The organism is Flavobacterium hydatis, from assembly GCF_000737695.1.
GTDB lineage: Bacteria > Bacteroidota > Bacteroidia > Flavobacteriales > Flavobacteriaceae > Flavobacterium > Flavobacterium hydatis.
In genome coordinates this window covers 1-13,139 of the sequence record NZ_JPRM01000033.1, presented here as the reverse complement: position 1 = coordinate 13,139, position 13,139 = coordinate 1, and the positions used below count along the sequence as shown (strand labels likewise).

At 32.7% G+C, this 13,139-nt stretch carries 7 protein-coding genes; 5 read left to right on the top strand and 2 right to left on the bottom strand.

The window, feature by feature from the left end:
* The first annotated feature begins 250 nt into the window (after positions 1 to 250).
* From IW20_RS18350 to IW20_RS26615, 5 genes are all read left to right on the top strand, one after another.
* Entirely contained in the window at positions 251 to 1,294 is a 1,044-nt protein-coding gene (locus IW20_RS18350; RefSeq protein ID WP_035625750.1) for an ATP-binding protein, read from the top strand.
* On the top strand, positions 1,287 to 2,249 hold the full coding sequence (locus tag IW20_RS18345) for a hypothetical protein (RefSeq protein WP_035625749.1): 963 nt from the start codon (positions 1,287 to 1,289) through the stop codon (positions 2,247 to 2,249). Before IW20_RS18350 ends, IW20_RS18345 begins: the two co-directional genes overlap by 8 nt.
* Before the next feature lies 1 nt (position 2,250).
* Positions 2,251 to 3,846 (top strand): metallophosphoesterase, encoded by a 1,596-nt coding sequence (locus IW20_RS18340; RefSeq protein WP_035625746.1) that lies wholly within the window; start codon positions 2,251 to 2,253, stop codon positions 3,844 to 3,846.
* Between the two features lies 1 nt (position 3,847).
* On the top strand, positions 3,848 to 4,381 hold the full coding sequence (locus tag IW20_RS18335; protein WP_051885931.1) for a hypothetical protein: 534 nt from the start codon (positions 3,848 to 3,850) through the stop codon (positions 4,379 to 4,381).
* Between the two features lie 376 nt (positions 4,382 to 4,757).
* On the top strand, positions 4,758 to 8,450 hold the full coding sequence (locus IW20_RS26615; protein WP_035625742.1) for a YecA family protein: 3,693 nt from the start codon (positions 4,758 to 4,760) through the stop codon (positions 8,448 to 8,450).
* A 982-nt stretch (positions 8,451 to 9,432) separates the two neighbouring features.
* On the opposite strand, the gene IW20_RS18325 is transcribed toward IW20_RS26615, so the two are convergent.
* Both IW20_RS18325 and IW20_RS18320 read right to left on the bottom strand, forming a co-directional pair.
* Positions 9,433 to 10,338, bottom strand: a complete 906-nt coding sequence (locus IW20_RS18325) for a PorP/SprF family type IX secretion system membrane protein (protein WP_035625739.1) — start codon at positions 10,336 to 10,338, stop codon at positions 9,433 to 9,435.
* A 62-nt stretch (positions 10,339 to 10,400) separates the two neighbouring features.
* A partial coding sequence (locus IW20_RS18320; RefSeq protein WP_035625737.1) for a T9SS type B sorting domain-containing protein occupies positions 10,401 to 13,139 on the bottom strand: 2,739 nt, incomplete at its 5' end.

The following is a 13,139-nucleotide window of genomic DNA, read 5'->3' as shown; positions in this document are numbered from 1 at the left end:
GTTTAAAATAATTTTGTCCTATGAATTCTGAAGTAATAAAACTCTATTTTGAAACTTCGTCCCTTCCAAAAGAAGTAGCTCGGAAACCATGGGCATAAATTACGGACTCTGTCAATTAAAATCAGCAAGGATAAATTTCAGGTATAAATACCTGAAATTTAAAACGATCAAATATTTACTTTTATTTCTCCTAAAATTAAAACTGTTAATATAGATCAGTGAACTAGATTCTGTAAAATAAAACCATGGAATGAAAGAACAAATTATAAATGTAGGTTCACTAAGCTCACTTAGTAATTTAAATTTCACGCTCACCAAAGAGCTCAAAATTCTGCGAGAGAGTTATTTAAAGGGAAACGGCCACATACCTGTGTGGGATTTAACAAATATAACACCAAAAAAAGTAAGCTTTGCTGCACTTACCACATTTTTAGGCATTTCAAAAACAATACGCGACTTTATAGGAAAACCAATAGAAATAAGAGTTTTATGGCAGCCTGAATTTCAGGGATTTTTATCTGATATTGATTTTCTTAAAATTTCATCTGAATTTGATCTCTATGACTGGAAGGGAATGCTCGGAGGATTTTCAAATGAAAAAACCAGCCCTAACACTAGAATTTTTTTTTACAATGATGTTCCCACTTTCAGCTATACTGACCAGCAGAGCATTATTACCTGGAAAGATACAAAGCGTGAAGAACTTAAGCGCTCCATTTCATTTCGGTTAAAACCTATATTCGATAATAATTATTTTGTTGAACAGTGGAATCGAGAACTTGAGGCAGTTTTTACAACCACTATTTCAGAGCTTGTAGTAAACTCACTCATTCATGGCAGAAGCATAGCTTTTGTAGGAGTGCAGAGAACAAAAAGAGGAATTACAACTTGTATATCTGATAATGGAATAGGCTTTCTGAATTCTCTCCAGCAGTATAAGCCTGACTTAATTCCTTCCCTGTCAAAGTCAAACTTAAAGGCCATATTATATTCTTCACTACACAGCAGAAATAAAATTGGTCTGTACCGCGCCATAAACGATGTGATCCTATCTGGCGGCTACATTAATATTTCATCTTTTGATTCTGAGATTATGTGGAGCAACGAAATCTGGCAACACATTAATACATTTCAGAGTCTTGAGGACATACTGGCATTAAATCTGGAAACCTCAGCTTTTATGTTAGATGGTTTTGTTGATATTGAAACACTTAAGAAAGGATATCTAAAAAAATACGACCACTTTTTAATGGGCAGCAGAATTACATTTGAAATACCTTTTAGCCATGAATAAAAATTTATATTTTGAAACTACTAACCTTTTATTCACAAGGGCGCAAGCACTTGTATGGGTGGCTAATGGATTATCAATGCTCGAACTATTTGAAAAGAGTTCAGGAAAACTCTTAAGTGAAATTATTAATATCTGTGAAGAACATAAAACGGTGTTGGTTAATTTTAAAGGTATAATAAGACTGGACGATCACTGTCTGGATGATGTTTACAACTCACTAAATGAAAACAAAAAACAGCTGATTATCTTAAACGGAGAACACCTGCACGAAGAGCTCATAAAGCTTAAAAAGGATAAGCAGGTTAATATATTTCACGATTCAGCCAATAAGATAATTATAATTGGAAATTCAAAAAATGTAAATTTACGTGAATTACAAACGGAGCGTACCGAAACTGTATGCAGATATATAAGCACAGTTTTGAAATCTACATTTACAAAATTTGAAGATCACCAGAGATTATGCTCCACGCCGTTTCTGGCAAATGGCGAATTTGATTCCAAAAGAATAATTGAATCCCCAAGAGACTTCATGTGGTTTTCTTTTTATCTTTCTGATAAACTTTCACAATTAATTGAAACAGAAAGATTGATAGATGTAGTCTTAGTAAGTGCAAGTCTCAGAGGCTCTGTATTTACATCCATTTTAGGAATTTTAAATGACTTAAAGTATATCAACATAGATCATATTGGACCTATACATAAAGTATATAACACAAATTCTTTCGATTCAGAATCCGTTTCTTACAATTATGTGTATGTTGGCGATTTTGTATTTGGTGGTACCGAAATTAAGCTGACGAAAGTCTATGTTTCATTAGGAGGCGGCAAACTCAATCACGCCCTTGTTCTTGGCAGCTTATTTGAGTCCGATGTCTTTAAAGAATTTAAACTATATGAATTAAATACATTACGAGCAATTTCACAGGAAGCTAATTTTAAACTTTTTGACTAAAATGACTATTTTACATATCACTGACCTTCACCTTGACCATTTCGAGGGCGACCAGGAATTTTTAAGAAAAGGATTCTATCAAGAATACATCGACCGTCTTTTTCTGTCTATTCAAAAGAAAGAACCGGATCTTAAAATAAATTACCTGGTCATTACAGGAGACTTTATAAATAAAGGTAAGGTTGAAAATTATCCTGATGTAGAAAAGATAATTGATTATCTGGCTGAGAAATTTTCCATTGAGAAAAGAAATATGTGCTTCGCAATTGGCAATCATGACTATAAATGGAAAGAACTTACCTCAGCAGATGAACTTACATTAAAAATGCCATATTCAGATTTTCGCAAAAAATATATTCCAGCTGTTATTTCAGAAGGCTCAAACTACTTTTTGTCAAAACTGGAAGAGGATATATTTTTCCTGTCAATTGATTCCACTTGGAATTCTAATGACGGTACGCCGGGTATATTCAACATAGGTGATCAGGATAATATAATCGAAGTGTTAAAGAACAACACTAATGAAAAAACTACACTCCTAATTGGTTGTCATTTCCTGATTGCCCCCTTTGATGACAGCTTTCTGGCAATGGAAGAACAGAACTGGCATGAGAACCATCATTGGTCGAAAGGAGCATCTCTACGGGATAGAATAAGAAGACTTCCGGCATCTAATATTATCTGGTTTCACGGTGATGTTCATGCCAGCGATCAGAAAATTATTGAAAATGAAACATTCATTCTTACCTCAAAATTTGGCGGAACAGCTGATACTTCACAACAGCGCAGACAGGCAGTAATATTGCATATTACCGAACACTCAGTGAGCCGTTTGACGTGCAGCTACGTTTTTCCGACGCATGGACAGCATCTGACGCTTGGTGACTGGGAATGCTCAGAGATCAATGAGCTTAGGACCATAACTCCCGTACAGGAAGTGACAAATACTCCATCAAATACACTAAACGCTTTTAATCATGAAGTAGAAAAAGAAATACTGCGTCTGATAAAGGAAAAAGGGCTTTACAAATTCGGCCGCTTTCATGTCAGCGAGGAGTATATTTCTTTAGGTTGGGTAGATATTAATAAGTTATTAAGCGATAAATTATTGCTAACCAGAATCTCCGACAAATGCTTTGAGTTAGTCCGACAAAATCTAAGCGGCAGTGATGAAGAAATTCTTTTTATAGGCCTTGAAATGATAGGTGGTATTTTAGCCTCGCAGCTATCGGTAAGATTTAACTGTAAAAATTCAATTATCCCCTTAAGATCAAAATCAGGCCATTATAGTCAATTGGAATCAAATCATTCACCTGCATTTGATGATTTGGCCAATATAAAGGATATTTTCATTATCATTGATTTAATCTCTTCGGGAAATTCCATAACAGAATTCGTAGAAAATCTTAATACTGTAAATCCCAATTTAAGCATACATGTGATCTCTATCATTTCAAATGACAGAGAGAACAAGATGACCGTAATTCCAAAAGCAAAATCCTATAATACATTCTGCGCCAAATTGAAAATTCCACTTATAAAACATAGTGAAATGCCTGATGAAAATTTTGTAGAGCCAAATTTAAAATTTCAATGATATGAAAATTGCGATCATTGCGTGGGGATCTCTCATATGGAATCCCGAAACACTGAAATATGACAAAGAATTTGGCTGGTCTGGATCTGGTCCATTTCTGCCTGTAGAATTTGCCAGGATTTCAAAAAATGGAAGACTAACTCTGGTTATAACTGAAAACGGCACTTTGGTCCAGACCTTTTATGCCATTTCAAATTATGCCGATTTAAATTCTGCAGTCGGGAATTTGAAATACAGGGAGGGAACAACCAGTAAAAATATTGGCTATTTTAATAAACGGTCAAATACTTTTTACCCTACTGACTTTCAATATGTGGAAAATATCTCCCAATGGGTTGCAAATCTTGATGTTGATGCTGTCATATGGACAAACTTACCAGAAAATTGGCAGGATGTAACTGATGATCGCATCAGATACCTCAATAAATTAACTGATGAAAAAAAGGACTCTGCAAAAACATACATAGCCAAAACTCCGAAACAAATAGCTACAAGATTAAAGCTTGAAATCGTTGAGAAATTACAATGGTTATAGCTTTTCGATTACCTTTAAAAATCAAGCATATTACTTGGCAGTTATCATAATAATATTACGAAAGAATCTAAATTAAATCTAAAATGACAGAAGCATTTTTTGGACTTATCGGCGTGTTGATTGGCTCCGCAATAACTTGGTATCAGTCGTATTGCACCGATAAACAGCTGGAAATCAAAAATGCCAAATATTTGGCAATAAGAGTTGCTGTATCTTTGATAAATTTATGGAAAACTGCGCAGAGGTCGTAAATGACGATGGACTTTGCATGGGACAAAAAAACTCTGCAAAATGAAAACCTGTGAAGTCTAAGTTTGAATTTGTATTAGCAAGATCATTTTTATTGTAAATTTATGAGCTAACTAATACAATCAAAATGAAGATTGGAAGAAATGATATATGTCCATGTGGAAGTGGTCAAAAATATAAAAAGTGTTGTATAAATTCAAATACGACATTTTCTGCAGATTCTTTTCAAAACTACCTCAAAACACACGATGCTTCTGAATTATTAAAGATGATTTCTTTAATTCAGTTATTACCTATAAACCAATCCAAGCTTATTAGACTGGAAAGCATTCAAGATTTAATTTGCTCAAACTTTGAAAAAGGTGGTAAAGAAACAGATTATAATTCCGTAAAGCGATTAATTGGCAAAGACTATGCTTATGATTATAGAGAAGACCCTGCCGAATCATGCGGAACGGAAAACTTTATGTTTTTCAATGGCAACAATGTTGTATTTCCCGGAATAGCTAAAGACAGCACACCAATTAACCAGTTGCTCTTTAATTCAATTTTTGCGTGGGAAAATGATTTATCTGAAGAATTGAAATTAAAAATTCGTGATGGAGTATATTTTATGCTCTATGTTCACAACATGATTGCCGAGCGCATAGGGCTTAAAAGATATCTATTTGAAGATGATTGGAGAGGTGAAATTTATTTTCCAGAAAGTAATTTTGTGAATAGTCATAAAGGCTCCTTTGAGTTTACAAGAGAAGACATTGAGGATATTTATAAAAGACTACATATTGAGGAAGATGTTATACAGCATTTTGTAACCACCAAACAGGAACTGATTAAAAACAAAGGGGAAGATACAGTATTAGTAAAAAAGCCCTTTTTTCAGTTTGAAGATAAATTTTATTTAGCATTGCCTTCCGCGCAAATGTATAGTCTAAACCTTTTTATTAGAAAACAGATAGAATTGAAAGACCAGATTGAAGTTTTAAATTCATGCTATGAAAAAATGGTCTTAAATGAATCACATAAATATCTCAATATTATGTGGGATAGTGTTGATTTTGGTCTAGAATTGAAAAACTACGAATCATTATGGCAGATGGATTCCAACAAATATGCCTACGTAAGATTTATTTCAGAAAATCAGGATGATGATTTAAAAAAAAGGGCAGATTCAACTATTGCTTTAGCTAAAAAGAGCATGAATAACGAAGAAACTGAATTTCTTTCAGTGACTATATTCGCAGGTTACGAAATAGATGAATTCCATTCTTATCCTATAGAATATTTAAAAGAAACCAAATATCAAATTGCACTTAGTTTTTTTGATTTTGAGCGTATTTTCAATCATTGGAAACCAGACGAATTAACTTTATGGAAATATGCTAAAGCAGGAGAAAGAGCGGACAAAGCTAAGCTACAAATGATGCCTATGTTTTCAATATTATCATATTTTCAATGGTATAAAAGAAATCATGACTCTTTTTTTCCGACAGATGATGCAGCTCCTAACCTAGTGAGTTTTGATTTTATTACTCAAGCGGAAATAATTGCCGAATCTGCACAAAAAAGTGATAAGCATTTTGTAATGCATGTTGAAAATAAAATCGGAGATAATTCAGAAGCTAAAGTTAGACATCTTCCAGTGATTAAAACAAAAGATTATGCGCCAATTTATACGTCTGAAGAAATATTCAACAGAAAATTACGCAAAGTTTTAGAAGCTTATTGTTTTCCGATTTGGTTTAGCTATGATCAGAGTGTTGGAACAGTAGGAAGCAATTTTATTGAATCTATGATTTATTGGCTAAATGAATTTGCGGAGACTTTAAGTCCATATTTTACAAATTTAGGCAATTTACCAATTGAATTTATATTGTCATTTGATGAAAGGCTAATATCTTTTGTGACATCAGGAATTGAGATTGAAGAGGGTGCAAAGATTAATGTAAAATATGATGTTGATGTGTACTTAAGAAAAATAAAGCTAAAAATTCCTATTGAAATATTTTCCGCTTTACATCGAAAGGATAATTATGGAGAACAAATTTTAATGGATACTATTTTAAAATCATTAACTGTTTTACAGCAAGGTTATGGACTGATAGAATTTAGTCAAGAAGAAAGAGAGACATTCTTAGCTTCTCAAATGCCTCTCAGCAGTAAAAAAATGCTGCTGACTTCTCATAAAGCAAATGACTTCAAAAGATTTGATAGATTTATTCCTAAACCAAGATATATACAAGATGCTGATGTCTCGGTGGTACTTGAGAGTCAAATTAAATGGATGAATCTTTCATATCAGATTCCTGAAAAAATTAACGATGCCGATAAGGTTCCCTTCTTAACTAAATTGATAAACACATTGACATTTAAGTTAAAGGAATATATAAATAATTATGAAGCAAAAGAACTTCTTGTCGATTTAATGTTAAGACATGAAGCCATTATCCAAAGCTCTAGCAACTGGGATTTAGATTTGCCGGCGAGAATCAAATGTTTTGAAAAGTATCAAGATGTTATTAATGAATATAGCGAAGATTACAGCAATGTGGTAAAAGCTTCACATTCTTTAAGAAGTTTAATAGAATATGTCGTAGCAGAATGTCCTGTAGGCAGCAAAAAAGTTAATATTGATGATGTTGATTTTTTATTGGCTTTAATTAATGAGATCATCTTTTATGGAACTACCAAAGATAGTATAGTGTTGGGAATAGATAATCCCGACATGGGATTGCTACCATCAGGGCGATTAGGAATGAATCACGATTTTCACGACACAATTTTGGCAGGTTACAAAGAATCAATAATTTTAGATGAGATTCAAGGTATTAACGAAGATTTCGATAGTCATTTTCAAACCGATGAACAAAATTCCGAAATTGATATAGAAAAAGAAGCTTACTATGACAAAATTACAAATGCGTTTGAAAAAGATTTAGGAATAGACTTTTATCAAATTGGCATGATTGCCGAGTTCATGGCAAATTACTGTTTTTCGAAGGAAAGTTCTTGGTGGTATTGCACCGAAAATAAATTAATAGATTTAATAACGTCAAACTCAAACCTGTCAAAGGCAGAAATACAAGCATTTCTATCTTTTACTGAATTAGAGTCCAGAGGTAAAATAGAAAATGTGCCGGAAGGACTTCACGTTAAAGAAACGTGGATCTGGCGATTTAATAGAAAACTGTCCTACATCCGGAGACCCATAATAAGATTAAAACAAGGAGAATCGGAGGTCCTTATGTGGAGCGCAAGACACTTGATAATGGCTTCAGATAACTTAAAGGCAATTTTTTATAATGGAACATTAAAGGTTGATGAAATTAAAAACCCAAATATAACTACAGTAATAAATGAGCGATTAAATATAAAATCAAATGAATTTAGAAATAAAGTTTTAAAATGGTTTAAAAATACCCCCCTGCAAGTTATAGAAAATGAAATTAGAATCAGAAAAAGTGTTTTCCCTAATGCTGATAGAGACTATGGAGACATCGATATTTTAACTATTGATAGCTCCAAAAAGATAGTTTATTTGATTGAATGTAAAAATACCAAGCAGGCTAAAGTTATGTATGATTTTCATTTTGATTCTAAAAACTATCTTGAAAAGCAATTACCAAAACATATTAAAAGAGGTGAATTTATATCTAATAATTTAGAACAACTTTCTAAAAAAGTAAATATAGATTTAAAAGGATATACTGTTTCTCCAATTGTAATTTCATCATATCAATTGCCAGTAAAATATTTGCATGATTTAGAAATTCCCATTTATTCATTTCAAGAAATTAAACGTGAAGGACTTTTTGTTTAGCCAAAGCACTTTAGGACAAAAATGTTACAATTTTTGTTTACTTTTTAATTTTCATGACAGAATCGAGGCAGATGGTGTTTTTGAAAAATAGAAATCCTATAAATCAAGGCCTAACGAGTCTAGGTTCGAAACTGTATTCAAACATTTTTGGAAAGATATAATATTGAATTAATCAATAATATGAAATTAGATGTAGAAATGGTGCGTTTAGATTTTAACACTAACTTAAAACACTGTAATAAAACTTTTTAAAGGCTTAAGTTCGAAACATTACTACATCAAAAAAAGTTATAACAATTAGCAATCAGAGATTTGTGGCAAAACCGTGGCACTTGATTTTTTTAAAAATCAGATACCTAATAAAATCAGGCCTTCGGAAGTTTAGATTCAAAACTGTATTAAGCAATATTATTTCACTAAATTAAAATGATTCGAATCTGAGCCCTTATTGTACCTAAAATTCTTGAGCTACAGTAAACACAGGTTTGCTAATTACTGGTTCCAACATTAAAATAAATAGTTCAAAAAACAATTATACTTTAATTGTCGTATAAGCACCTCTTTTTGAGCTTGCAAAAAAAATATCAACATTGATCTAAAATGAAGAGCTCACGCTGATACTGCGATATAAATAAACAAAAAAATGACTTCTCTAAGTTTCGTGGCAACATCGTGGCACAGGCAGTTTTTAAAAACACAAAACCAAGCAAAATCAACACCTAAGAAGTTAAGGTTCGAATGGCCAAGCCATTGTATTAAGCATATTACTTCTCTAACTTAAAATGGTTCGAATCATGAGCCCTTATTGTACCTAAAAATCCTGAACTCTAGTAAAATCCACTGGCTAACTTCTGGTTCTGCAGCTGGTAAAAAAACTATAAATAATAACAACAACCAAATGATTATTTTTTTTTATAATAACTTTTTTAGTCATTATATTATTCACCTTTTTTTCAATTATTTACCCCAACAAATTAACATATTAGAAAAATCTAGGTTCAGTTATTGAATTGCGCTTATTAAAAAATTCATAACGCAGGAATATTTCATGTGAACCGGAATTAAAGTTGGTTAAGTTGGTCGTTTCACGGTCATAGCCATACCCTATATAGAGTCCACTACTAACCTGAAATCCCACCATGCCACTTAACGCAGCGCTCCATCTGTAAGCCACTCCAACGACAAATTTATCGATAAGTATAAAGCTTGCAGAAATATCTGCTTGTAGTGGAGCCCCTTCTACCATTTTAAAAAGCCCAGCTGGTTTAAACTTTACTTCTGATCCCAAATCCAATACATAACCTGCCATAAAATAATAATTGATTCTATCCTTGTATATCGCAATATCATTATCGCTATAACGGTCGGTTTCGATAAAATTTGGTACTGATAGACCTATGTATGCTTTATCTGAATGAAGATATACTCCGGCTCCTATATTTGGCTTAAAGACATTATCTAAATTCTGAAATTGTGGATCACCCTGATTTGCTGGGTTTAATTTATTGACATCTAGATTAAATAAATTCCCTGTGACTTTAATACCAAAAGATAATTTATAATTTGGTGAAGTAGATATAGTATAAGAAAGATCTACAGAAAGATTATTTTCGTTAGTAGGTCCAATCTTGTCATTAACCAATGATATGCCTAATCCTAGATTACTGTTATTAATTGGGCTATTTACCGAGAAACTACTAGTTTCAGGTGCACCATCTAGTCCAACCCATTGAGTACGGTATAATCCAAAAATACTTAGAGCTCCTCGTGATCCTGCATAAGCAGGGTTGATATTTATGGTGTTGTACATATATTGTGTAAATTGAGCATCTTGTTGAGCAAAACCCACAGTAGAAAAAAACATAAAAACTAAAACTAATTTTCTCATTTATTTTACTTTTAAAAAATACTTACTCTATAGTAAAGCCATTAAAATTTGTTCTTCACCAATTACTTACTAAGATATAAATATCCTGTTTTCTGATGTGTATTGAACTCACTATCTTTATATTTCAAAATATAGTAATAGGTACCTTCTGGTAATTTATCAGAGTTTTTAATTGTTACACGCCCTTCTGAAAATCCTTTAAATGCAATATTAACATTGTTATAGTGATTTCCTTCATACACCAAAACTCCCCAGCGATTATAAATTTCAACCACATTGTCAGGATAACATTCTAATCCTTGAATATAAAATAGTTCATTCATCTTATCCCCATTCAGAGAAATAGCATTGAACACTTTTATGGAACATCCTGAAATTGGTAATACCGTTGGATTATCATCAAACACACTACCATAATCTGATTTATCTTTTACTAAAATTCCGTTTGGACTTGTTCCCGTCACTATAGCCTGATTCGATATACTCCCCGAATTAATATCAGATTGTGACAGAGAATAGACCCCCACAAATGAAGTTATATCCTCTTCCCCTACTTCTAAGTCTATCGAATTTCCGGTCATAATAATTCCTGTTAACGGATCTTCTACTAATATTTTTGTCAAAGCTACATTTCCTGTATTAGTCACCACAAAATTATACGTGATAGTCTCACCTGCTTGTGCATAGCCATTCCCGTTTTCATCATTGAAATGAGCCGTTTTAACTAATGCAATACTTGGTCTAGCTACAAATACGCTTACAGAGGCTGTGCTACAATTAGAAGGGTTTGTTTTTTCACAAATAGTATAACTTAAAGTATAAGTTCCTCCTGGAGTGTTTGGTAAAATATCCAAAGTCCCATTTGAATTTGATCTAAAATTTACATTTGGCACAACTGTAAGTATAACATCTACAGGATTTATAGGTAAGCCATTGAAAGTATCATTAGATAGTACATTTAAGAAACCTTTTACTCCTAGTATTCCATCAATGAAATCTGCTTTATCATTAGTAGCCATTAAGCTTACAAAAGGGCTACAATTGATTCCAAAATCTAAATCCAGATGAACTCTATTTGTTGCGCTCAAAGTAATCGTTTTTATACTTTGAGTTGTGGCAGCACAATCCATAGAACTTTCTCCTCTATTTGTTTTTTGGGAAATTACCTTTTCTGTATTACTTGGAATGACCTTTACCAAGCCAGTACTGCCTATTGCTTGAGATTGTATCTCAAGATTTGAATCCATTTGTAATTTCACATTATATTCACCCCATGGATTCGCAGATTGTGGTCTGTCTCTCCAATAGCCTTGAATTCCTATTATCGTGTTTTTTAAATATCCATTTGGTCCCGTTATCAAAATATTTGAGCTTTTTGAGTTTCCAAATCCTGCCATATTTAACTCTCCAACATTAAGTGTTCCTCTGCAACTACCATCTCCATTAAAATCGATCCATTCCCATTGGCTATAATCAATAGATCCGTTTGCATCTGGAATATTTTTGGTAACAATGCCATCATCATTAGCATCATACCATTCATCTTGAATTCCATTACCATTCAAATCATACCAAACATAATCCCCTAATACAGGTAATACTGAAAGATCATATTCAAAATCAAACTTTTGAAAACCACAACTTTTTATTGTTGTAAAACGTAAACTTCCATTTACGGGATATAATTGATAAACACTATTTAAATTCGCATCTTGTACCTGTACCAAATAATCTCCAGGAATTATTCCTGAAAAACTATAAGATCCATCGCTTTTAGTTATTTGTAATAAAATAGGAGCTGTCGTTTGATTTTGTGGAATCAAAGTCACAGGAACATTTGCCAATACATTATTAGTCTGTAAATTTTTAATGATACCCGAAATATTTGCTGTCGAATTACAAGTTACTACAATTTCATTCGAAATTGTGGCACAAGCCTTTGGGGTCAATTTATCACATAGTTCATAAACTATATTATAAGTTCCTGGTGCTATTCCTGCATCCACAGTTACTTTTCCAGTTAATGGATCTAATGTTATACCGGTTGGCCATATTCCTGATATTGCAACGCTCGCATTTCCTGTTGCTCCTAATACCACTGGAACTCCATTTACTTTATCATTTGATGTAATATTTTCGAAAACTGTTCCTCCTGTTGATGAGATAGTTCCGTTTTCAAATATTGGTTCAACAACTGATATTACTTTGATTTCATTCGAAACTGTAGCACAAACTTGATGAGTCATTTTATCACACAATTCATAAACTACATTATAAACTCCTGGTGCTATTCCTGCATCTACAGTTACTTTTCCTGTTAATGGGTCCAATGTTATACCAGTTGGCCATATTCCAGATATTGCAACGCTCGCATTTCCTGTTGCTCCTAATACTACTGGAACTCCATTTACTTTATCATTTGATGTAATATTTTCGAAAACTGTTCCTCCCGTTGATGAGATAGTGCCGTTTTCAAATATTGGGCATACATAATTTTTTAGTACAATAACGTCTGATGTTAATGAATTGCATAATCCTAATTTAGCTATTACAATATAACTACCTACTCTTGCAGTTACCTTATCATTGACTATACTTACCCCATTTGATGGAATTACTTCATATGAGTATGCAATGTTATAATTAGAAATATTAAAACTACCATTAGCATCTGAGCAGGATGGTTGAATCAAATTATCTAATATTGGTTTTGTTAATAAATCTACTGTAACGGTTGTAATTTCAGAGGTTGCTTCATCACAACTACCATCTTTTACTACAGCTCTAAACTGGGTTGTCTG